Annotated in this window: 19 protein-coding genes and 1 rRNA gene; 13 read left to right on the top strand and 7 right to left on the bottom strand. The window is 26.5% G+C overall.

Annotation, left to right across the window (positions count from 1 at the left end; genetic code table 11):
* Positions 1 to 426 precede the first annotated feature (426 nt).
* From QZ146_RS03130 to QZ146_RS03105, 7 genes are all read left to right on the top strand, one after another.
* A complete protein-coding gene (locus QZ146_RS03130; protein WP_295722193.1) occupies positions 427 to 834 on the top strand; it encodes a translation initiation factor IF-2 subunit beta in 408 nt (135 codons plus the stop codon).
* A gap of 121 nt (positions 835 to 955) precedes the next feature.
* On the top strand, positions 956 to 2005 hold the full coding sequence (locus tag QZ146_RS03125) for a 60S ribosomal export protein NMD3 (RefSeq protein ID WP_295722192.1): 1050 nt from the start codon (positions 956 to 958) through the stop codon (positions 2003 to 2005).
* A gap of 136 nt (positions 2006 to 2141) precedes the next feature.
* Positions 2142 to 3107: a tyrosine--tRNA ligase gene (locus tag QZ146_RS03120; RefSeq protein ID WP_295722194.1), complete on the top strand. Its 966-nt coding sequence runs from the start codon at positions 2142 to 2144 to the stop codon at positions 3105 to 3107.
* 61 nt (positions 3108 to 3168) lie between these two features.
* Positions 3169 to 3363 carry a hypothetical protein gene (locus QZ146_RS03115; RefSeq protein WP_295722191.1) on the top strand — a complete coding sequence of 65 codons (195 nt, stop codon included), beginning with the start codon at positions 3169 to 3171 and terminating at the stop codon, positions 3361 to 3363.
* 27 nt (positions 3364 to 3390) lie between these two features.
* Positions 3391 to 4230 (top strand): exodeoxyribonuclease VII large subunit, encoded by an 840-nt coding sequence (gene xseA / locus QZ146_RS03110; protein ID WP_295722190.1) that lies wholly within the window; start codon positions 3391 to 3393, stop codon positions 4228 to 4230.
* The gene (locus QZ146_RS08830; RefSeq protein ID WP_365316441.1) at positions 4230 to 4934 is read left to right on the top strand and encodes an exodeoxyribonuclease VII large subunit; all 705 of its coding nucleotides are present in this window, start codon (positions 4230 to 4232) and stop codon (positions 4932 to 4934) included. Before xseA ends, QZ146_RS08830 begins: the two co-directional genes overlap by 1 nt.
* 28 nt (positions 4935 to 4962) lie before the next feature.
* Positions 4963 to 5220 (top strand): exodeoxyribonuclease VII small subunit, encoded by a 258-nt coding sequence (locus tag QZ146_RS03105; protein WP_295722189.1) that lies wholly within the window; start codon positions 4963 to 4965, stop codon positions 5218 to 5220.
* 81 nt (positions 5221 to 5301) lie between these two features.
* On the opposite strand, the gene tmk is transcribed toward QZ146_RS03105, so the two are convergent.
* Entirely contained in the window at positions 5302 to 5895 is a 594-nt protein-coding gene (gene tmk / locus QZ146_RS03100; RefSeq protein ID WP_295722188.1) for a dTMP kinase, read from the bottom strand.
* 178 nt (positions 5896 to 6073) lie between these two features.
* Between tmk and QZ146_RS03095 the strand changes: the two genes are divergently transcribed.
* From QZ146_RS03095 to QZ146_RS03085, 3 genes are all read left to right on the top strand, one after another.
* The gene (locus tag QZ146_RS03095; RefSeq protein ID WP_295722187.1) at positions 6074 to 8680 is read left to right on the top strand and encodes a U32 family peptidase; all 2607 of its coding nucleotides are present in this window, start codon (positions 6074 to 6076) and stop codon (positions 8678 to 8680) included.
* A gap of 246 nt (positions 8681 to 8926) precedes the next feature.
* The gene (locus tag QZ146_RS03090) at positions 8927 to 9178 is read left to right on the top strand and encodes a hypothetical protein (protein WP_295722186.1); all 252 of its coding nucleotides are present in this window, start codon (positions 8927 to 8929) and stop codon (positions 9176 to 9178) included.
* Positions 9179 to 9268: 90 nt separating this feature from the next.
* Complete coding sequence (locus QZ146_RS03085; protein WP_295722185.1) at positions 9269 to 11869, top strand: U32 family peptidase; 2601 nt, start codon at positions 9269 to 9271, stop codon at positions 11867 to 11869.
* 158 nt (positions 11870 to 12027) lie between these two features.
* Here the strand turns inward: QZ146_RS03085 and QZ146_RS03080 are convergent, their stop codons facing one another.
* Together QZ146_RS03080 and QZ146_RS03075 are read right to left on the bottom strand one after the other, a co-directional pair.
* Positions 12028 to 12774, bottom strand: a complete 747-nt coding sequence (locus tag QZ146_RS03080) for a M15 family metallopeptidase (RefSeq protein ID WP_295722184.1) — start codon at positions 12772 to 12774, stop codon at positions 12028 to 12030.
* 61 nt (positions 12775 to 12835) lie between these two features.
* Positions 12836 to 13360 (bottom strand): flavodoxin, encoded by a 525-nt coding sequence (locus tag QZ146_RS03075; protein ID WP_295722183.1) that lies wholly within the window; start codon positions 13358 to 13360, stop codon positions 12836 to 12838.
* Positions 13361 to 13576: 216 nt separating this feature from the next.
* On the opposite strand from QZ146_RS03075, the gene QZ146_RS03070 reads away from it, so the two are divergent.
* On the top strand, positions 13577 to 15499 hold the full coding sequence (locus QZ146_RS03070; RefSeq protein WP_295722182.1) for an endonuclease MutS2: 1923 nt from the start codon (positions 13577 to 13579) through the stop codon (positions 15497 to 15499).
* Positions 15500 to 15528: 29 nt separating this feature from the next.
* Here the strand turns inward: QZ146_RS03070 and QZ146_RS03065 are convergent, their stop codons facing one another.
* Positions 15529 to 15984, bottom strand: coding sequence for a hypothetical protein (locus QZ146_RS03065; protein ID WP_295722181.1), 456 nt, complete (start codon positions 15982 to 15984; stop codon positions 15529 to 15531).
* Between the two features lie 301 nt (positions 15985 to 16285).
* On the opposite strand from QZ146_RS03065, the gene QZ146_RS03060 reads away from it, so the two are divergent.
* Together QZ146_RS03060 and QZ146_RS03055 are read left to right on the top strand one after the other, a co-directional pair.
* Positions 16286 to 17068 (top strand): hypothetical protein, encoded by a 783-nt coding sequence (locus tag QZ146_RS03060; RefSeq protein WP_295722179.1) that lies wholly within the window; start codon positions 16286 to 16288, stop codon positions 17066 to 17068.
* 185 nt (positions 17069 to 17253) lie between these two features.
* Positions 17254 to 18897, top strand: a complete 1644-nt coding sequence (locus QZ146_RS03055) for an AarF/ABC1/UbiB kinase family protein (protein WP_295722178.1) — start codon at positions 17254 to 17256, stop codon at positions 18895 to 18897.
* 362 nt (positions 18898 to 19259) lie between these two features.
* On the opposite strand, the gene QZ146_RS03050 is transcribed toward QZ146_RS03055, so the two are convergent.
* The 3 genes from QZ146_RS03050 to rrf all read right to left on the bottom strand — a co-directional run.
* Complete coding sequence (locus tag QZ146_RS03050; protein WP_295722177.1) at positions 19260 to 21704, bottom strand: RNA degradosome polyphosphate kinase; 2445 nt, start codon at positions 21702 to 21704, stop codon at positions 19260 to 19262.
* Positions 21705 to 21728: 24 nt separating this feature from the next.
* On the bottom strand, positions 21729 to 22628 hold the full coding sequence (locus QZ146_RS03045; RefSeq protein ID WP_295722175.1) for an exopolyphosphatase: 900 nt from the start codon (positions 22626 to 22628) through the stop codon (positions 21729 to 21731).
* A gap of 832 nt (positions 22629 to 23460) precedes the next feature.
* Positions 23461 to 23570, bottom strand: a 5S ribosomal RNA gene (gene rrf / locus QZ146_RS03040); the annotation flags it as partial.

Genomic DNA, 23570 nt, shown 5'->3' with positions numbered 1-23570 from the left:
TTCAGAAGTTTCTCTGCAATCCATAATTTTAAATATTTCTTTCAACAAAGTATAATTTGGGTCTTTAATATCTAAATTTAATCTGTGTTTCATTTTGATCATCAAATAAATATATGTAATACATACTATTTAAATTTAACGATATAAATACCCTATTTATTAAAATTAATGAAATTTAAATTGTATTTTTACAAACAATTATAAATAATATGATAAATATAAAAAATAAGAAATTTTAGCCCGAATTTTATTCTGAAAATTTCAGGCCCCTAAAGTTTTTAAAAGTGACCAAACTCTAAAAAATATATATTAATAAATGATTAAAATCATAATTATATTATTATATTTTTTTATAAATGTTGATTATAATATATTAAAAATTTAAAAATAAAATTATGTTTAATAACTAAAAGAGGATTGATATATATGGAAGAATATGAAGAATTATTAGATAGGACAATATCCCAATTACCTCCTGAAGTTTTTGAATCAAAAAGGTTTAAAATACCTAGAGCATACTCTGATATTCAAGGAAACAGAACTTTTATTAAAAATTTTAAAGATGTTGCAGAAAAATTAAACAGAGACCCTCAACATTTATTAAAATTCTTACTTAGAGAGTTAGGTACTGCAGGAAATCTAGAAGGTCAAAGAGCTATACTTCAAGGTAAATTTACACATTATTTAATTAATGAAAGAATTGAAGATTATGTTGATAAATATGTTATCTGCCACGAATGTAATAGACCAGATACTATTATCGTTAGAGAAGATAGAATCTTCCAATTAAAATGTTTAGCTTGTGGTGCTAGAGCTCCAGTTAAACCATTATAATTTTTATTTATATAAATCATATTAATTTTAATTATTTTTTCTCATATAAACTAATATAATCGATTAAAATTAATATCAATGAAAGATTATAAATTAATTATATTAAAATAGATGTGTTTATATGTTTTGTCCAGAATGCGGTATTTCTGATAAGGAAATGATTGGAAATATCTGTATTGACTGTTTTTTAAAAGATTATCATTTTTTAGAAATACCTGAAAATATTAAGATTACAGTCTGTAAACATTGTAATGCTAAATATTATAAAGGAAACTGGATTGATGAAGACATACCTGAAGAAGAAATAATTTACCGTGCACTTGAAGATAATATCCATATAGACGACATGATAGAAAATGAGATTATCGACTTAAATATTATGCAAATGAGGGGAACAATTGGAGAATGTAGGGTAGATGGAATTGGGAATTTTAAAGGTAGAGAACTTAGAGAACATTATAATACTAATGTTCAAATTAAACATGCTACATGCCCTACATGTTCTAAAAGAGCATCAGGATATTATGAAGTAGTAATTCAGCTGAGAGCAGATGAACGAGAACTAACAAATGATGAAAAAGAAAAAGTCAATGAAATAATATATAATGTTTTAAATAAACAATTTAAAAAAGATAAATTAGCATACCTCCATGAAAAGGCAATATTAAAAGAAGGTATTGATTATTATATTGGCTCTTATAAATCTGGAAAAAAAGTTTTAAATTCTTTAAAAAACCAATTTGGAGGAATTTCTAAAGAATCTCCACGACTTATATCTGAAGACAAATCTACCGGAAAAAGATTATATAGAATATGGATTTCTTTAAGACTTCCAAAATATAAAATTGGAGATATAGTTAAATTCCAAGATAAAATTGGACAAATACTTCAGATTAACCAAGATAAAACTCTTGCAGCCGATATTAAAAAACATCAAAATTTTTCTATTTCCTGGGCAAAATATGAAGAAGTGGAAATGATAGAAAAAAAAGAGGATATTCAAAAAACTTCTGTAATATCTAAATCTCCAACAAATCTTGAAATATTAAATCCTGAAGATTATTCTGCATATGATATGAATATGAAAGAAGAATATGAAAATTTCAATATTGGTGATGAGATTAAGGTTATAAAAATTAATGAAGAATTTTTCCCTCTTATTGAACAATAATGAAGATACATTATTAGTAAAATTTTAAAGAATATTATTAAATAAAAATTTAAAAATTATAAGAAATAGTTAGATGAATAAATAATAATTAAATAATGATTAAAACGTGAATATTAATTAAAAAAATTAAAAGGGAATTAATATGGAAGAAAAAATAAAAATAATTAAACAATCAACTGTGGAAGTAATTGAAGAAGAAGAATTGAAGGAAGTATTATCTAAAGAAGATCCAATTGCATATACGGGATATGAACCTTCTGGAAAAATCCATCTTGGACATGCAATTACTATAATGAAATTGAAACAATTACAGACACTTGGTTTTAAAATCAAAATTTTACTTGCAGATTATCATGCATTTTTAAATGGAAAAGGAAGTGTTGAGGAAATATCTGAAATTGCAGAATACAATAAACAATGTTTTAAAGGATTAGGTCTTGATGAAACTACAGAATATATATTAGGATCCCAATTCCAGACCCAAGCCGAATATACAAATAATGTTTACCAATTAGCAACCCTTACAACATTAAAAAGAGCAAGAAGAAGTATGGATATGGTAAGCAGAGAAGATGAAAACCCTAAAGTTGCAAGTACTATATATCCATTAATGCAAACTGTAGATATGGCTGCTCTTGAATGTGATATTGCTCTTGGAGGATTAGAGCAAAGAAAAATTCAAATGTTAGCAAGAGAAGGACTTCCTAAACTTGGATTTAAACCACCAGTATGTATTCATACCCCCTTATTACATGGTCTTGATGGTGCAGATAAAATGTCTTCAAGTAAAGGAAACTTTATTGCAGTAGATGATAGTGAAGAAGAGATTAAAGAAAAAATCAGACAAAGTTATTGTCCTAAAGGCGAAGTTGAAGGAAATCCTTTAATTGAAATAGCTGAACACTTTGTTTATCCATTTGAAGATAAATTAATTATTGAAAGACCTGAAAAATTTGGAGGAAATCTTGAACTTAGCCAAGAAGAATTAATTGAAACATATGGCCAAGGAAATTTACATCCAATGGATTTAAAAAATGCTATAACTAATTATATGATTGAATTTTTAAGACCTGTAAGAGAATATATGAATAGTCAATCTTAATAATTCATTAATTAATATAGTTAAAATCAATCTAATATAAATATTCAAAAGAAGTGGTATAATGGATTATGAATTAAGACTTCCAAATGGTGTTGGAGAGGTAATGCTTGCAAGAGCTTTTGAAAAATTTGATGTTGAATTGAAACAATCAGAATATGGTCCTTCCCTTATTGGATCTAAAGAAGAATTAGAAAAAGCTCAAAAATTCATATATGATGAAATGGAAAAAAGATTAAACGAGCTTGAAGAGAAATAAGTAAAAAATAAATATTTTTTGATTATTATGGCCGAAGAATATTTAACAGTTTCCCAGATAACCCAACATATTTCAAGAACATTAGCCAAAGATTTAGAACTTAAAAAAGTTTACCTTAAAGGCGAAGTTTCTAATTTTAAACAATATTCTAGTGGACACTGTTATTTCACTTTAAAGGATGAAGAGAACCAACTTAGTGCAGTTATGTTTTATTCAAGTGCGAGACATCTGAAATTTAAAGTGGAAAATGGTATGAGTGTATTAGTCCATGGGAAAATAGAATTTTATAAAAAACAAGGAAAAACCCAAATAAAAGTTTTTAAAATTCTTGAAGATGGAACTGGAAGTTTACATATTCAATTTGAGCAATTGAAAAAGAAACTTAAAAAAGAAGGCCTATTTGACAAGTTCCATAAAAAAGAAATTCCAAAATATCCTCAAAATATTGGTATAATTACAGCAAGTAATGGTGCAGCTATAAAAGACATAATAAGTACCATTAAAAGAAGATGGCCATTTTGTGAAATATTAGTATTTCCTACTTTGGTTCAAGGAGAAGAAGCCCCACCTAAAATTGTAAAACAAATCAGAAAATGCCAAGAGTATAATATTGATGTTCTAATTATTGGTAGAGGTGGTGGAAGTATAGAGGATTTATGGGCATTTAATGAAGAACTAGTCGCAAGAGAAATTTTCCACTGTAAAATTCCAGTTATTAGTGCTGTAGGCCATGAAGTCGATTATACAATAACAGATTTTGTAGCAGATATTAGAGCAGCTACTCCTACAGCAGCAGGAGAAATAGTAGTTCCCGATTATAAGAATGTTAAAGATGAAATTGATCATTTAAATATTAGAATTAAGTAATTTCAAATAAAATTAACTACTACACAGAAAGATTATCAAATATTAAAAGTAGAGGATTATTTAAAAATCCTGAAAAGATTTATCAAAATAAAGAATTAGATTTTGATTTTCTTAAAAGTCGATTAAGCAACTCAGGAAATAGTATAATACATAAGAAAGAAAATAATCTAAATAGCTTAAAAAATTCATATATTATAAAAAATCCGTATATCTTAATAGATAAAAAAGAAAAACAATGTGAAAATATTGCCCGAGAAATAAAATACAAATCAGAAACCCTCATAAAAGATAAAGAAATACAACTAAACAAAATCAAAGAATCCTACTCAATAAAAAATCCATATAATTTAATAGATAAAAAAGAAAAACAATGTGAAAATATTGCTCTGGAAATAAAATACAAATCAGAAACCCTCATAAAAGATAAAGAAATACAACTAAACAAAATCAAAGAATCCTACTCAATAAAAAATCCTAATCATATTATAAACCTTAAAAGTCAAAAATTCATAGAAAATTTTAATAAGTTAGAAATATTAAATCCATTGTCAACCTTAAAAAGAGGCTATACCTTAGTAAAAGTAGACGGACACTATATTTCCAAATCAAAAAATCTAAAAAAAGGTGACAAAATAGAAGTAGAATTTAGTGATGGCACCATTAATACAGAAGTATTAAACAAGCATAAAAATCAGATTGATTAATAAAAAAAATTTTATTTAGAGAGATATTATGGTAAATTATGAAACTTTAGATGCACATAATGAAAAAACAGAAGAAAATAGCTTTGAAGAAAACTTAAAAGAATTAGAAAATATTGTTTTTAAATTAGAAAATGGAGAAGTTCCATTAGATGAGGCTATAAATGAATTCCACAGGGCTATGATATTAGTCAAAACCTGTGATGATAAACTAAACGATGCAAAAGATACGCTTGCAAAACTTGTAAAAGACAATGATGAAATTATAGATTTTAATGTAGATGAATAAATCATCAAATATCATAAATTATTGAATAATTAAAAATCAATTATTAAAATATCGATTGATTTAATTATAATAAGGTAATTACTATTTAATAATACTACTTAGGCAAATACCCACTAAGGGTGCTACTTCCTTTTTAATATCTTTAGATACCATATTTATACCATTATTTCCATCAATAACCTTAAAATTATCATATTTTTTAGCAAGCTCTAAGTAGTTTTCCTTAACATGATGTAAAAATTCCTCATTTTCAAACTCATCAGTTTCCCCAGATCTATTAACTGATGTTTTCAAATCTAAATCTAATAAAATAACCAAGTCAGGTATTTTAGCATACTTATTTAATTCTGCAATCCATTTTTTAGGGTCCTGATATGCTAAACTTGAATAAAATGACCTATCACTAATTATAACTTTATTTTCCTCTTTAAATTTATTGATTTTATTCATTAATAATACTCTATCTGCTGCAAAAAGTAAACCTAAGGTTTTTTGCATATAATCAGAAGTTGCATCTTCATCCTGTAGAAATTTTCTTATTAATCTTCCAATATCACTATCTGTTGGCTCTTCAACAATTTCAACATCAAATCCATTTGCAATTAACCATTGTCCTAATAATTCAATTTGAGTAGATTTACCTGCCCCATCAATACCTTCCAAAACAATATACATTTTATCACATTAAATAATTCTTAAGAAAAAATAATATGAAATTATGATAATAAGTATTTAATTTATTAAAACTAAATATCTAATTATAATATAATAATATTGTATTTTTAATTTATTATACATAAGGATTATTAAATAATTTAAAAAAAATATATTATATGGCAATAGGAGAAATTAAATGAATCTTAAAGAATTACTTGCACCTGCAGGTTCTTATAACATATTTAGAATCGCTATTAATGCTGGAGCAGATGCCGTTTATTTAGCTGGCCATCGTTATGGTGCAAGGGCTTTTGCTCAGAATTTTTCATCAGAAGAGCTTGAGGCAGCAGTAGAATATGCTCATCTTAATGGTGCTCAAATACATGTTACAGTTAATACACTAATTAATAATTTCGAAGTCATCTCTGTTTTAAAATATCTTCACTATCTTTATAGAATTGGTGCGGATGCTGTTATTATACAGGATTTAGGTATTGTTTATCTTGCAAAGAAGTTTATTCCAAATCTTGAAATACATTCTTCTACACAAATGACAATAAGAGATTATGATAGTATTATTTGGGCCTATAAAAATGGAATTAGTCGTGTAATTCTTCCCCGTGAAATGAGTATTGATGAAATCCGAAGAGTGCATAAAAATCTTATTAAAGATAATGTTCCTATGGATTTAGAGGCATTTGGACACGGATCTTTATGTTATTGTTTAAGTGGAAAATGTTATATTTCATCCTTTAATAATGGAAGAAGTGCTAATCGTGGAGCATGTACACAGCCATGCCGTAACCAATATAGAATCAGATATAACAATAGAACAGTTACTCAAGGATGTTTAATCTCAACCCATGATCTTGCAACTTATAGTAATCTTAAAGAAATTTCTGATGCAGGAGTATGTTCTGTTAAAATTGAAGGACGGCTTAAATCAGAAGATTATGTTGGAACAATTGTACACTCTTATAGAAACATGTTAGATATTATTAAAAAACATGAAGAAGATGAAAATGAGGGTAAGACAATTGAAGAAGTTACAATCTATGGTAAAAGTGAAAGTGAAATAATTGAAGAGTTAAAATATGACTTAGATTTAGCTTTCAATAGATATTACACTAATGGATATATTTCAAATGATTCTCCAGGAGATGTTATGGGTAGACTTAATTCATATCACCAGGGAATCTATGTTGGTGAAATTACTAATATTGATGGAGAACTTATTACCATTGATACAAGTAAAAAACAACATCCAGTTGCACTTCAAAATGGAGATGGAATTGGTTTTAAATATCATGGCAAAATTAAAGGAATTTATATTGATAATATTGTAAAACAAACAGACACAGAAATTCAATTGAACACCACAAGAGACATTCGTGTTGGAAGTGAAGTATACTTAAGTTATTCTAAAGAAGCTCATGATAAACTTAAAAAATACAATAAAGACCTAATAAGATCAAGTTATCCTATTTCAATTAAATTAAAACTTGATGAAAATAGACATTTAAATGGAAATATTGAATTTAAAGTAGAAAATAAGATGATTGAATTTGACTATACTTCAGATTATACTCTTGAAGAGGCTATAAAAAAACCTATAAGTGTAGAAGACATAATAAAACAAACATCAAAAACAGGACAAACGCCATTTTATATTGAAAATATTGAAGTTTACGACCTTGAAGATAATCTATTTATACCTACAAGTAAACTTAATCAAATTAGAAGAGAAATCCTAGATAAAGCATCCCAATTACTTTTAGGATACTTCATACCTCCTGAAAAAGAGGTTGCAAGTATTAAAAAAGAAATTAAAAAATACAGTAAAGATTATAAAGCAAGAGGTAAGCTTTTAGAAGGAACTATCTCCAATTACCAGAAGAATTATAGTAATTATATTGGTTTAAGTGTTTATGTTGATAATCTTAATCTTTTAAGAGAAGTTTGTAAATATCCTATTATTAAAGTATATTATGACCCTTCCTTTAACTATCAAAGTCCAAAAGATTACTTTAATAATATTTCAAAAGAGTTAGAAAATGCATATAATATTGCTGGTGGTATAGAACTAGTATGGGTTTTATCATCATTTATATCTCAAAAAGATATTGCCAAATCAAATAAAATACTTGAGTCTCTTAAAAAGAAGGGAGTGAACCTTTCAATAATGACAGATTCCCCAGGAATTGGAAAAATATTTGATTGTAATGTTTACGGACATCACAATCTCAATGTGTGGAACAGTTATACTGTAGAACTCTTAAAAAACAGTGGTTTTAAAGGTATTACATTATCTAATGAATTATCCCAAAAGGAAATTAATGAATTAATCTTTAGAGTTGAAGATAAAGATTTCCCTCTTGAATTACTTGTTCATGGAAATCTTGAGCTTATGACAAGTAAAGATGACTTTTCAAAACTTAATGAAGATAAAGATTTAAAACTTAAAAACAATAAAGATTATGTTACATTAGAAGATAAAAAACGTAAACTTAAGCTTAAAATCAGATTTGACTATAACAAATTTAGCCATTTCTTTAATAAAAACTGTTTATCATTAATAGATGAAATAGACAATATTAAGAAAATAGGTATTGGAAATATTGCTCTTGATTGTAGATTTTCAAGTGAGAAATATGTATCTAATATTTTATCATTATATATTCAAGCAATTAATGAAGAGACAGATTTAGAATCTCTTAAAGAGATAATATCTAATTTATCACAATCTCCTCTCGATAATGGTAACTTCCTTGATGGAAGAAGACTGGAAGATAAAAATTATTAAAATTTTTTAAGATTTGAGTAATTTAATAAATTAAAGATATTCAATTTGAAAAAAATTAAAAATTATAAAAAATAAAAATGAAAAAATAATTAAAATACATAAAAAGAGAAATATCTTGAAATATGAGGAGTGATAATATTATTATAATTTGTTTATCCGAAAAGCAAATATGTTCAAAATACAAATAAAATAGTATACTCAAAATATTTAAATATTTTTGAATATATTAAATTATAGGTGTTTAAAATGGCAAACTTAGATAAAGACACAGAAGCAAAAATCTTAGAAATTGTAAAAAAATACCATAAAGAAGAAAATTATCAATTAAATTATCTCATAACTGAAGATGATATAGTTACCTTCTTTTCTTCCATAAATAGTGGTAAAACAGTTACATCTGAAGATTTAGCAAAAATCGCGGAAATTTTAAATGGTGAATTTATTGGCTTTAAAATTGTTAACCAAGAATATAGATTTTCATTTAAATTTAGCAGATAAAATAAAATTATTGTTCTAATTAATAATAAAATTAGTAAATTTTATTAATTAATTAGATTTTTCTTTTTTTAATTAATAATAGGGATATTAATGAAAATACCTGAATTACTTGCCCCTGTTGGAAATATGAATCATCTCAAACTTGCTATTTATAATGGTGCAAGTTCTATTTATTTAAGTGGAAAAGACTTTGGTGCAAGAAAATATGCAGAAAATTTTACAATTGATGAGATTAAAGAAGCCGTAAAATTTGCACATCTTTACAATGTAAAAGTCTATGTAACTGTAAATATTTTAATAAAAGAAAGTGAACTTGAAAGTGTAATAGATTATGTGATGAATCTATACAAAATAGGAGTAGATGCAATATTAGTTCAGGATATTGGACTTATTAACATTATCCGAGAGATTATACCTAATTTAAAAATACATGCTTCAACACAAATGAATATTCATAATAAAGAAGGAATTGATTGGGCCAAATCCCAAGGAATTAAGAGAGTAGTACTATCTAGAGAGTTAAGTCTAAGTGAATTTAAGGAAATTACAAAATATGCACATCAAAATAATATGGAATGTGAAATATTTGCCCATGGAGCATTATGTTACTCCTATTCAGGTCACTGTTTACTTTCTTCATATATTGGAGGTCGAAGTGGTAATAGGGGAAGATGTGCCCAACCATGTAGGCAAAAATATAGTCTAATTTTTGAAAATGGTAGTTATTTAGATGAAAATTTCCTAAAAGAAAGTGAAGAGAAATATTTATTATCTCCAAAAGACCTTTCATTATATAATGATTTAGAAAAAATACTTTTATGTGATTCGCTGAAAATTGAAGGAAGAATGAGAAGCGAGGAATATGTTGCAATTGTAGTAAGTAAATATAGACAAGCTCTAAATAAAATAAGGCATAATAAAAATATTCCATCAAAAGAAGAATTGTCTCTTGTTTTTAACCGTAAATTTACAAGAGGCCACCTTCTCGATAGACCAAATAAAATAATGAACTATAACAAACCTTCAAACAATGGGTTATTTATTGGAAAAGTAGTTGATTTTAATGGAAAAAATCAGATAAAAGTTAAAATAGAAACTACCACCATTCCCTCAAAAGGAGATGGAATATTAATTGAAGGTAAAAGTATAAATGAAAAATCTCCAGATAGTTATGGATTTGAATTATCACTAGATCCTCAATTTGACAATGACCTACTTGTTTTAAAAACAATACGTGAAAATAAAAATATCGACATTAAAATAGATAAAGGTTCTAAAGTTTATATTTCAAAAAGAAAAGAGATTATAAATAGGGTCAAACAAGATTTAAAATGTGAACACCGCAGTTATAAAAAATCTATTTTAAATTTAAACTTTAAAATTGATAAAAATAATTATCCCCTAATTAAAGGACGTATCAAGATTGGGAATGGTAAAATTATTCAATTAAAATATAAAGGGCAAGAACAATGGCAAAGTGCTCGAAATAAACCAGTCAATAGTACTAAAATAAAAACCAATCTTCAAAAAGTAGATAATCTTCCTTTTTTTATTGAACATATTAATATTAACTATAAAGAAGACCTATTTACACCAACCAGTAGTTTAAATCAATTAAGACGAGAGTTTTATAAAAAATTAACAATAAAAATTGAAGAATCATATATTCCACATGATTTAGATAAAGTTAAAACCAATTATAAAAAATACAAAGATAATATTTACGGTGAAAAATACAAAGTTCAAAATAATAATATTTGCTCAGAGAAATTCTTATCCATCCATATTAATAGTTTAGAGGCCCTTGAAAAAATTGACAATAAATTAAATATTAATAGAATATATCTAGAAATTCCAGATTATGATAAAAATATACTCTTTAAAGATTATAAAAGTCCTTTTAATATAAACTATTGTGTAAACTTCCTAAAAGAAGCATATAATATAAGTAAGGATAAAAATTATGAGCTTGTATGGAAATGGCCAGATATTACCAATAAAGAAACATTAAATGGTATTTTTAAAGTCTTAGGAATATTGTCTAAGTTTTCAATTAATATAAATATAATGTGTTCTGCATTAGGACTAATAGACGTTTTAAAAACAGAAGATAGAAAACTATATGGATCAACTTATTTAAATGTTTATAACCATGAAACTATAAAAAATTTGAATAATTTTAATGTTTTAACAATCTCCCCGGAACTATCAAAAGAAGATATACTTGAATTAGTTAAAAATACGGATTTAGAAAATATTGAGATGATTGTCGGTGGAACAGTTGAGGCAATGATAAGTAAAAAGCCAATACTAACAAAAAACAATATTAAAAACTTAAAAAAAGATTTGAATATTAAAATTACAAAAGACACTGATATAAATGTATCTATAAAAGATATAAAGAATAACTATTACCCCATAAAAGGAAGTATTACAAATGATATTATATTACTTTATAATACCAACTTATCATTAATTAAAGAAATGAATTATCTAAAAACTATTGGAATTTTAAATTTTGCAGTTGATTTAAGATGGGAAGATAATAAAAATATTAACAATATAATTAAGATATTTAATGAATCAATTTTCAATGATTTAGATAATAATGCATTAAATAAACTAAATAAGAAATTAAATGATTACTATTTTGAAACTACTGATTTAAATTTTAATAAAACTCTTAAATAAAGTATATTAAGTTTAAAAAAGAAAGTGTTTAAAAATAATATTGAAGAAAAAAATTTTCTATAATAAATTCCTTGATTTATAACTAATAATGAATCGTATACACTATTAATTATATTTTTAAAATTTATCCACCTATCAAATTAAAACAATATTATTTTTTAAAGCCTATCTACTAAATTTTCATTAACTGGGAAAGTAAAGTAAGTATCTGGATATGTTTCATTTTCTAAAGTGAAATGCCACCATTCTTCTTCTACAGGCTTGAATCCATGATCTGTCATTGCTTCACGCAGTATCATACGATTTTTATACTGTTGTTCTGTAATGTTCTTATAATCAGGGTGACTTCTTTCACCGAAATAATCAAATGTTCCGCCCATATCAACTTCCTTTCCAGTTTTCATATCAAATAAAGTTAAATCAACTGTACTTCCCCTACTATGACCTGAATGATTAGCAATATATCCTTTTTCAAATAATTTAGACTTATCAACCTCTGGATAAAAATATGGCTTCATCCTAGTATCATTTGTATCATTAGCCCATCTTTCAAAATGATTAACTGCCTTTTGAGGACGATAAGCATCATAAATCTTTAATTTATATCCTTTTTTAGCCAAATCATCACTTACCCCCTTAAGAGCTATTGCCGTATCTTTTGTTAAAAGAGCCGTTGGCTGTTCATATCCTTCAATCCTATCTCCTACAAAGTTATAGGTTGAATAGTATCTAATCTCCAAAATAACATCAGGGTCTATATCAGTAAGAACCACAAAACCAGATGAATCGTTTGAAAAATTCAATTCATTGTTTGCTGATTGATTAGTAGAAGATACACTGTATCCTCCTATAACGGTAAATATTAACAATAAAATAAATGCCAATAAATAAAGTTTATGTTTCATTTTTTTCTCCAAATAGGAATACTTATAATAAAATTAAATAAATTATTATTTGAAATAATAATTATAAATTATTAATCCAAATTTGAACTTTATCTTTAGAATTAGATGCCTCTACCCCATGAATTGAAAGAGAATCTTTAACTGTAGCAAATGGTGCATATTTTTTAATAGATGAAATACTTGTACCTAAACCACTACCTTCACTTGTACAGAATGGATATATAATTTTATCTTCAAAATTATTTGAATCAAGGAAAGTGGCAACTACCATAGGTATTGTTCCCCACCAGTTTGGATAACCTAAAAATACATAATCATAGTCATCTAAATTATCTATATTCTCTTTTAATTCAACCATAATCTTTTTATCCAATTCTTCTTTTGCTTCATTAATACAGTCAAAATAATCTGGAGAGTATTCTTTTACACTGTCAATAACAAAAATATCTCCCCCCGTTAACTCAGAAATAAATTCTGCAATTATTTCAGTATTTCCTTTCTTAAGGTTTTTAACATCCCCATTTACATAATTTTCTCCACGACGAGAATAATATGCAATTAAAACTTTTTTATCATCAAAATTCATTAAAATCACTACTTTCTTTAATTAAATTTTTAAATTATTCGAATTCATTTATAATTAATATTAATTAATAATACTTAATATATTTTTTAAATTTAAATATTAGTTTCCAAGTACTCAGAAAAAATAAATATTTATAATAATCTTAAAAGACAATTAGTTTTATAGGAATTATAAAAAATTATTAGCATAATGTTAATATTGGTAGGATTGTATCTAATGAATAGTCAAATTAAATTACAGGATATTAAAGGTGTTGGAGATAAACTAGCAAATAAAATCCTTCGTGAGTTAGGTGGGCAAGAAGAGCTAAATAGAATTGTAGAAAATATGGAACTTGAAAAAATTAGCTCCATTGAAGGAATCTCACAAAGAAAAGCTGTTGAAATTTTAAATCAACTCTTAGGAAATCCTAAACAAGATTTTTTAAAAAGTGAAAGAGCATTTCAATTATACACTGAGATTATTGAAAAAATATTAAGTTATGCTAATACCGATTATTCAAAAAATAGGATCCTCCTTTTAAGTCCTGTAAAAGATAAACAAAAAATCGAAAACCATATAGATTTTGTAATGAAAGCAAAAGAAAAAGTTTCAAACTTACCTATTAAAGAACTTAAAGAACTTATGAAAAACATTCATGAACCTATTGAAGTTAAGGCAAATTATGATCCGAGTAAAGTAATTATTGTAGAAAATGAAGAAGATAATTCTTACCTTACAGAACTAGGCCTTAACAAATATTATACAATTTTAACAGCAAGTGATTCTTTAAGACTTGCCGAAGAGATTAGAAGTTATGAACTTATTTTTTATGTTTATTCTGAAGGTTTTCTTGATTTTGGAGATTTAAACAATTTGATTATGTTAAATAAAGACTCTCCAAAAGAAGAAATTGTTCCAGAGATCATACTTAATTATTTTAATGCAAACCGTGAATTATTTAATGAAGTTTGTAAAATTAGAAAAATTTTAAATCTTAAAACTAAGCTTGATGATATTAATCCTATTCTTGATGATATAAATATTCTGGAGAATGAAAATATTGATATTGAAGAAATTGTAGATGAAGTCAAATCATGGAGTGATGAGCGACTAAAAAATGAGATAAAAAATATTGATCTTGAAGGAGATGAAGTACTCGATTTATTAAATCAGGAGATGCCAAGTAAACTTGAAGATATATTTAATGAAATTTTAAGTAAATCATCTGAAATGATATATGAAAAAACTTCAATAAATTTTGATCCCTTCCTAAAAAAATATCCTCTTGAAATAGATGAAGAAGAAATTCAAAGAGTGAAAAATGAAATTGAATCTAAACGTGAAAATAATTTATATGATATGAAAATTGAAGCTGCAAAACACTTATCTTTAATAAAAAAAGAAGTTGAAGATGAAGTTTTAGATATTATTAAGTTTGACCTAGAATTTGCACTTGGAAGCTTTGCATATGAATACGATTTACATGCACCAATATTATCCGATGAGATAAAACTTAAAGGGATTATTCATTTGAATCTTGCATTAAATCATGATGATAAAATCCAAAAAGTTGATTATGAACTTACAAAAGATGAAAATGTAGCATTACTTACAGGAGCAAATAGTGGAGGTAAAACAACCCTTCTTGAAACTGTAAGTCAAATTTCTATTATGACCCAAATGGGGCTTCCAGTGTGTGGAGAACATGTAGAGATGATTATCCTTGATGAACTATATCACTTTTCTAAAAAAAGGTCACTTGATGCAGGAGCATTTGAAAGCTTTTTAAATGTTTTTATGCCAATCGTTACAACAGAATCACAAAAATTAGTATTGCTTGATGAACTTGAAGGAATAACAGAACTTGAAGCAGCTGTAAAAATCATATCCAGTTTTATTGAAATGATTGAAAAAACAAATTCCTTTGGAATAATTGTAACCCACATGGCTAAAGAATTAATGAATTATACTAATGTTCGTGTAGACGGTATTGAAGCTAAAGGATTAGATGAAAACTATGAATTAATTGTTGATAGAACACCTAAAATGCATTATTTAGCCCGTAGTACACCCGAACTTATTTTAAAAAGAATATATGAAAATTCAGACAGTACTTTAAAAGAAGTATATGGTGAAATACTTAAAAAATTCGAATGATAAGTATATTATATTATTTTTTAAAATACCTAATCAAAAATATATTTATCTACTAAATGTAGCTGCCCTTTATCACAATATGGGCAGTTAGTAAAATTCCAAATAGAATCAATACTACTTCCACATTTACTACAATACCTATATTCATTATTAGCTTCTTTAAGATTTTGATTATCGGTTATTTCTGAATAAATTAAAATATTATTATGAGAAGAAACTTTTTTTATTAAATCATAAACTTCACTAAGTTTTAAATTACTTTTATTATCAGTTATGTCATATTCAGTTACAAATTCCTTACATTCTCTACAATACCATACTAAAATAAAACCTGAAATTAATGATGCTGTTTTTGCTCTTGAGGTCATTATCCTTAAAGAATCTTCACTAATTTCAGTTAAATCTTCATTAAAATAAAAAACCCTGTCAACATGTTCATATTGAAAATCACAATTGTCACATAAAAATAAAGAATATTTACTCATATTATCATTATTATATAATATTTATATTATACTTAAACAATTCTAATAACATATATTTTTAATATAATGATTTATAATTAAATTAAAAAAATATTAGTGGATATATAATTTATAAAAAAATATATAAATAACAATACATTTATATAAATGTAGAATGAAAACAAAACATTATTATTTAAATTATTAAATAAAAATAATTTTAAAAAAAATCTAAAAAATATTAATAAAAGATTTTAAAATTTGGAAAATAATTAAATAATTATATAATTTATTTTAACAAAATTGTTTAGGAAATCGTATTATGAAAAAGAGTAATAAATTAGTTTTAGTAATTATTTCTATAACAATACTATCTATTTTTTTAACAGGGTTATCATTATTAGTTGATGATGGATTTATTACTTTCCATAAAGATACAAAATACCTAAATGATACTGATAATAAATTTGATGAAATTGTAGAAAAACTTACAGGAATGCCACATGATAAATCTATTATAGGTTATAATGAAAATGGTACTGTAAGAAAATATATTATGGGAAATACATCATCCAATGATACTGTAGTAGTTATACTTGGTGTTCATGACTTGGAAAGTGGAATACATAATGCAACAAATAAAACTTTAAAAGAATTTAATGATAATAACCAATTAAAGAAAAAATATGTTGTATATTTTGTTAAAATAAATCACGACAATTACCATTATGATACAGAAGAATATAATACTAACAGGCACATGGGAGAAATGTTAGCTAATGAATTTATAGTTCCCGATGTAAAGCAATATTCTCCAAATCTTGTTATTGATGTTCATGAAATGGAAGTATACTTTGATGAAACTAACTTTGTACTTGCAATAGGTAATGATAATTTAACTCAAGAAGAGTCTATTAAATTAGCAGAAATGATTGGTGTAAATCAACACCCAGGATATAGTTCTGGAACAAGTCCCGAATATGTTACTGAACCAATTAAAGAGCAAGGATATACAACTATGCTTTTTGAAATTAACCAAGGTTATTCCAAAGAGCAAAAAGAAAACTATGCTCGCAGGCTTGTTACTGCACTGGATGCATTATAAAATAAGAATTAAATTTCGAATTATAATTTAAATACCTAAAAAATAAAATACATTGCAAAATGAGTAATTAAACTCAAGAAAAATTCTATTTTAAATAACACTTTCATAAGATAAATTTCTAAAATAAAATTTCACCATTATAAATTAAACATTTATTTATACAATAAATTATAAATTTTATAATAATGAAAATTAGGACTAAAAATAATAAAGAAACCATCCTAAGATTTAATCAAATTGTTAAAATCTTTAGAAAATATGGGTTTGGGTATTTAATAGGGCAAAAGGGTATGAATAAATACATACCATTTACCAAAAATAAATTTGACCCATCTGAAGAAATATTAAAAGAAGACTTTCCAGAACGTATAAGATTAATGTTTCAAGAATTAGGTACAACCTATATTAAACTTGGACAATTATTAAGTACTAGACCAGATCTTGTTGGAACAGAAATTGCTAAAGAACTTTCAAAACTTCAAGACAATAATCCTCCGGTAGATTATGAGGAGATTCAAGAGGTTATGGAAAGTGAACTAGAAGATTCAATTGATAACATATTTGAAAGTTTTTCTAAAGAACCTATAGCAACTGCTTCAATAGGACAAGTCCATGAAGGATACTTACCCACAGGAGAACATGTTGCAATAAAAATCCAGAAAAAAGGCCTAGATTCATTAATTCAAACTGACCTAAACATTATGCACTTTATATCCAAACAAATTGATAAACATGTCTCATCAGTGGCAATTTATAATATTCCTGCAATTGTTGAAGAATTTGAAAGGTCCCTTAAAAAAGAAATAGACTATAATCTGGAACTAATGAATATGGAACATTTAAACTATGATTTTAGAAATAATTCCGATATACATGTTCCTAAATCCTATCCAGAATATACTACCCACAAAGTTTTAACAACTGAGTACATTGATGGATTAAAATTATCAGAAGTATTTGAAACAGATGACCCTAAATATGATAAAACCCTTATTGCAAAAAGAGGAGTAAGTGCCTATTTTGAACAAATCTTTATAAATGGATTTTTCCATGCAGATCCTCATCCAAGCAATATACTAATTGAAGAAAATAATGTAATTTGTTTCATTGATGAAGGAATGATGGGAATACTTGACGATAAATTTAAGGAAGAACTTGCAGAATTAATGATTAATTTTACCGAACGGAATGTAGAAGGTTTAATTAAACAACTATTATATATGGAAATTATTCCCGATACTACAGATATGAAAACACTTAGAAGAGATTTAACTGATTTATTTAGTAAATATTATGGTGCTGAATTAAAACGTTTAACTCAAGCAATTGAAGATTTAATTAACATTATGAAAAAATATCATGTGAAACTTCCAAGTGAATTTGTATTAATAGGACGTGGAATAAGTATGATTGAAGAGACAGGTTTAAAATTAGATCCTGAATTCAATATTGTTCCTATTTTAAATCCTATTGCTCGAAGAATAATTACAAAAAGATATGCTCCATCAAGATTATTTAAACTATTTAGAGGAAATATGTTTGAATTAAAGCATTTATTTAGTGTGCTTCCAGGACGACTTAATAATATTATATATCAAACCGAAGAAGGCGAACTAAAAATCCAAATTGAAATATATAAATTGGATAAAATTGCAACAAGAGTTTCACTAGCTATAATTATAGCAGCATTACTTATTGGATCATCACTTGCAATGTTAATTGACGTTGGACCTACTTTATTTGATATGCCTTTACTTGGTTTTATTGGATTTTTCATAAGCTTTATATTAAGTATAATGACCGTACTTGAATATAGAAGAGAAGATTAATTTTTAATATTTTTTAAATATTTTTACTTTAAAATAAAGTTATTTTAATTCATAAAATTATAAGGCAATATAAAAAACTTAAAAATAAATACGCTTTTTAAAAATGATAGGAAATAGATTATTAAAGAGAAATAAAACAATATTTTTTATAGAATACTCATTAGTTAAAGTTGATGTAAAATCATAGAAAACTAAAATAAATAAGTTCTTACATTTTTAAAATAGATAAAATTAAAAGCCATAATTTAAAGTAAAATCTTAAAAAAAAAAAATAAGTGAATAAAACTCCAGGACATTAACAACAGGAGCTTGTTTAATCACTTCAATTCATTTTTTGCAAAATTATGCTACAAAAAAGACAATTAAAATTTAAACAGATTTCTTAATTTGCTAAAAAAACCCTGTTTTTGTTTTACATCATCTGCATTTGCAATGATAACAGCACTCTTAATGGCGATAGGCCCTGTTTCTTTTTCATTTAAGCTTTTACCATCATCAAGTTCTATGGAGAATTTCTTGTAAATTTCAATTGATTTTTCCAATTCTCCTTTTAACTCATTGAAGTCTGTTTTAAGTTCTTTTAATTCATTTTGAGTTTCTACCAGAAGGATTTTTGTCTCTTCCAGTTCTTTAGATGTCACATTATCAAATTTCATTGTTGAATTATTTTTAATACCCTTACCATTCAATGATTCGGATTCACCGTCATCTTCATAATTGGGGCAATCTTTCATTTCATTAATGGCTCTTTTCTGGAAATATTCCTGGGCATTAACATGCTCATCCAGTATGATTTTTTCGTAATCCCCATTTTTATTTATAGCCCGACCCTTAATGTCATCCTTAATCATTATTTCCAAGTCTTCAATAATCCTATTTTTGAGTTTCGGATCTTCTACAGGACATGCTATTTCAACTCTTTTTGCAGTGTTACGTGCCATTATGTCTGCACTAGAAATATATACAATTCTATCTTCACCCTTACCGAATGCATATACTCTAGAATGTTCTAGAAATCTTCCTACAACCCCTTTAATTTTAATATTCTCGGTTTTGCCTGGAATATCCGGTAGCATACAGCATATCCCCCTAATAATCATCTGAATATGAACGCCTTTTTGTGATGCCTTGGCCAGTTTATCAATGATTTTACGGTCAGTAAGGGAATTCATCTTCATCAGTATTTCTGCAGGCTCATTATTTTGAGCTTTAACTATCTCTTTGTCAATTAAATCAATTATTCCTTTTCTTAATGTTGAAGGTGATGCAAGGAACTTATTATAATGCCCCCTGATATTTGACAATGACAAGTTGTTGAAAAATTCATTGGCATCCTCACCAATTTCATCATTAGAGGTCATATAGCAGTAGTCAGTGTAGAGTGTTGCTGTTTTCTCATTGTAATTGCCAGTACCAATTTGAGTGTAGTATTTTATTTTATTGTCAATTTTTTTGGTTATGCAACATACTTTTGAATGAACCTTATACTCCTCAAATCCATATATGATATTGACTCCGGATTTTTCCAGCAATTCCGCATTATTGATATTGTTTTCCTCATCGAATCTTGCACGCAATTCAATAAGAACTGTAACTTCCTTTCCATTATTCAAAGCTTCCAGCAAATATTTAATAACTTTAGAATTTTTTGCCACCCTGTACAATGTAATTTTTATAGATAAAACATCTGGATCCCATGCAGATTCCTTTAAAAAGTCAATGAAATATTCCATGGTCTGATATGGGTAAAACAATAGAATATCCTTTTCATCCAGCTGGTCAAGTATTGGTATGTTTTTGTTTATTTGACATGTATTTTGTGATATAAATTCTGGAAATGTCAACTCATTTGCCAGTGCCTCCGGCAATTCGCTAATGATATCTTCGATGTAGTTTAAAACCAGTGGTGTTTGTGAAGTGAAAACCTGTTTTTTATGCAATCCCAGTTTCTTTTTAAGGGGCTTTGTATACCTTGAGTCATTGTCTCCATAAAATTCCAATCTTATAGGAGCTAGTCTATTTCTTTTCTTAAGAATTTTTTTCATGTAATGTCTGTAATCCTCATCCTCATCAATAGGAGTTTGCTGAAGGTTGATATCACTATTTCGTGTTACTGAAGTAATTGTTTTATATATGACGTTGTAATTTGAGAATACAGATTCGGTGAATGCTAGTATTAAATCCTCTATCAATATAAATTCATGGGTTTCAGGAAATTTGACATATCTTGGAAGAGTTGCAGGTACAGGTATTAATCCCATGATGACATTCTTCTTGGATTGCTCCATCTCTTCATTCTCTTCAGGGGTTTTGAGAATAGAATAAATATACAATTTTTTATTTGTCAAATGTGGGAATGGATGGTGTGTGTCAATAATCTGTGCAGATAATAACGGCATTACCTTCTCATAAAAATATTGGGAAAGATATTTTTTTCTGACACTGCTTAAATTATCAAATTTATATCCTGTTATATGGTATTTGCTTAACTTTTTGCTAACCTTATCATAGATTTCATCCCTTTTTTTATAAAGAGGGACTGTGGCTTCAAATATGGCATCTAATTGCTGTTGAGGAGTGAAACCAGTTTTATTATCTATATCTTTCTTATTAACTAAAGTCAAATCGTATAAACTACCACATCGAACCATATAAAATTCATCTAGATTGTTTGTGAAAATAGATATGAAACGAAATCTTTCAAGCAAAGGAACAGTTTTATCATTCGCTTCAACAAGAACACGCTCATCAAATTTCAACCAGGACAATTCCCTATTTTGAGTATATGAATAGTCTCTTTTTTTCATTGAAAATCTCCTATGATAAAATCTCTACTTATCCTGTATTATAGAATGCAATACTCCTTCCCTTATGGAGTGGTGAGTTACATGCATGTAGTCAACCTCAAAATATTCTGCTATAGTCTTAATAATAATAAGACCCGGAATCAATGTGTGTATACGTTCAGCTTTAACCTGTAATACCTTATCGAAATCCTCTTTAGTATTAGTCTTTAATTCATCAAGAAGTGTATCCAGCAAACTAATCGGAATTAGGGGAGAATTATCATCTTTGAGGTTCAAATGTATTAGCATCTTGTTTATGGCACGGACTGTACCTCCCACACCAAACATGATTTCTTGGTCATATTTTTCGATGCCTGATTTTGCTATTTCTTTAACAACTCTCTTATGAATTGCCTTTTTTTCCTCTTTATTAGGAAACATCATTGAGACATACTCTTCATACATCAGCAATGATCCAACAGGAAGGCTAACATCATCTAAAAGAGCATTATTTTCAAATACTGTTATTTCAGAACTTCCTCCACCAACATCAATGAGCACTCCTTCATTTCTATCTAAATCCTTATCTTTAAGGGCTTCAAAAGTTAAGGTTGCTTCCTGGTCACTTGTCAATACATGTATTTTGATGCCTGTTTCCTTTTTAACAATGTCCAATACCTCATTGGTATTATCAACATTTCTCAAACAGGCAGTAGCGAAGTAATAAGTTTTATCAACTTCCAATTCTTTCAAATGTTTTTTGAACTTTTTAAGGGTGGAAATTAATACTTTAATCCCTTTTTTACTTAATTTACCTTTCTTTTTATAAGATATAAGTCCTGCAGTATTTTTTTTAGAAATCAAATGTTTATATTTTCCATTTTTAGAACCATATATATTAAATCTTATTGTATTTGATCCAATATCAGTTATTCCATATTTCATTATTCCCCTCTCCAATTAATTCAGTAAAAATAAAAATTATTCATACTATAGTTTACAAATTAAATTTATTTATATTTTGTTATCTATTTCAATTCTAATTCATTTAAAATTTTCAATGCATAAACTGAAGAGCATATTATTACTTTAACTTTTGAATCTTCTATCCATATGTATTAAATTGGTTGAAAAACACTTATAAATCGATTATATCCCTAGAATTCACAGATAGACTAAGATTTTATATAAAAAAATCTGTTACTAAAAACATATAAAATATAAACACCTACTAAAAGGCCAAAATTTCATAAAAAAGTTATATTTTAAAATACTCATACATTGACATGTAAGATTATCAAATAAAATATAGTTACATAATAGTGAGCAAACTTAATACAAGGGTGAAACTATAAATAACCCTAATAATATGAATTTATTCTTGCCCGTATACTAACTCTCTTGCTTCATAGGTAGATCACCCTTCCCTCCACGAGTAACCCTCGAAACAGGCAGCCTATCTAATACTGGGTTTCTTCTAATCATCAACAGTAAAACTTTTTCTCATAGAAGGACCTAAGGCACCAGTCATAATAAAAATTTATACAACAATTGAAAATATAAAATTTTCACAATTAATATTATGATATGACATTATAAAATATCTTAAAAATTGTATATATAATTAAGTATTATTAAAAAAAAAGATAGTTTCCTGTTTTAAAATAGTAATTAGATAAAGAAAATTAGATAATAAAGTCTCTTTTAGAAAATTTAATAAAAAAAAGTTTAGATAAAGAATAAATATAACAATGTTATATTATTGAATATAAAAAAAGGCTAGCAGCAAAATGAAACTCCCGTAGGTATCCCCACAGTACTAAACAAAACGTAACTGACTTTACTTCTGGGATCGAAACGAGACCAGGTGTGGCCCAGTCACTATGG

Origin of the sequence: uncultured Methanobrevibacter sp., from assembly GCF_905235195.1 — an archaeon.
Lineage (GTDB): Archaea > Methanobacteriota > Methanobacteria > Methanobacteriales > Methanobacteriaceae > Methanarmilla.
This window is presented reverse-complemented; position numbering and strand designations above follow the sequence as displayed.

Coding starts and splice junctions, on each gene's coding strand:
- QZ146_RS03105 (WP_295722189.1), top strand. CDS start 4,963: ATGGTAAATTATGAAACTTTAGATGCACATAATGAAAAAACAGAAGAA.
- QZ146_RS03055 (WP_295722178.1), top strand. CDS start 17,254: ATGAAAATTAGGACTAAAAATAATAAAGAAACCATCCTAAGATTTAAT.
- QZ146_RS03045 (WP_295722175.1), bottom strand. CDS start 22,628: ATGAAATATGGAATAACTGATATTGGATCAAATACAATAAGATTTAAT.
- QZ146_RS03090 (WP_295722186.1), top strand. CDS start 8,927: ATGGCAAACTTAGATAAAGACACAGAAGCAAAAATCTTAGAAATTGTA.
- QZ146_RS03080 (WP_295722184.1), bottom strand. CDS start 12,774: ATGAAACATAAACTTTATTTATTGGCATTTATTTTATTGTTAATATTT.
- xseA (WP_295722190.1), top strand. CDS start 3,391: ATGGCCGAAGAATATTTAACAGTTTCCCAGATAACCCAACATATTTCA.
- QZ146_RS03130 (WP_295722193.1), top strand. CDS start 427: ATGGAAGAATATGAAGAATTATTAGATAGGACAATATCCCAATTACCT.
- QZ146_RS03115 (WP_295722191.1), top strand. CDS start 3,169: ATGGATTATGAATTAAGACTTCCAAATGGTGTTGGAGAGGTAATGCTT.
- QZ146_RS03065 (WP_295722181.1), bottom strand. CDS start 15,984: ATGAGTAAATATTCTTTATTTTTATGTGACAATTGTGATTTTCAATAT.
- QZ146_RS03125 (WP_295722192.1), top strand. CDS start 956: ATGTTTTGTCCAGAATGCGGTATTTCTGATAAGGAAATGATTGGAAAT.
- tmk (WP_295722188.1), bottom strand. CDS start 5,895: ATGTATATTGTTTTGGAAGGTATTGATGGGGCAGGTAAATCTACTCAA.
- QZ146_RS03070 (WP_295722182.1), top strand. CDS start 13,577: ATGAATAGTCAAATTAAATTACAGGATATTAAAGGTGTTGGAGATAAA.
- QZ146_RS03075 (WP_295722183.1), bottom strand. CDS start 13,360: ATGAATTTTGATGATAAAAAAGTTTTAATTGCATATTATTCTCGTCGT.
- QZ146_RS03060 (WP_295722179.1), top strand. CDS start 16,286: ATGAAAAAGAGTAATAAATTAGTTTTAGTAATTATTTCTATAACAATA.
- QZ146_RS03095 (WP_295722187.1), top strand. CDS start 6,074: ATGAATCTTAAAGAATTACTTGCACCTGCAGGTTCTTATAACATATTT.
- QZ146_RS03050 (WP_295722177.1), bottom strand. CDS start 21,704: ATGAAAAAAAGAGACTATTCATATACTCAAAATAGGGAATTGTCCTGG.
- QZ146_RS03085 (WP_295722185.1), top strand. CDS start 9,269: ATGAAAATACCTGAATTACTTGCCCCTGTTGGAAATATGAATCATCTC.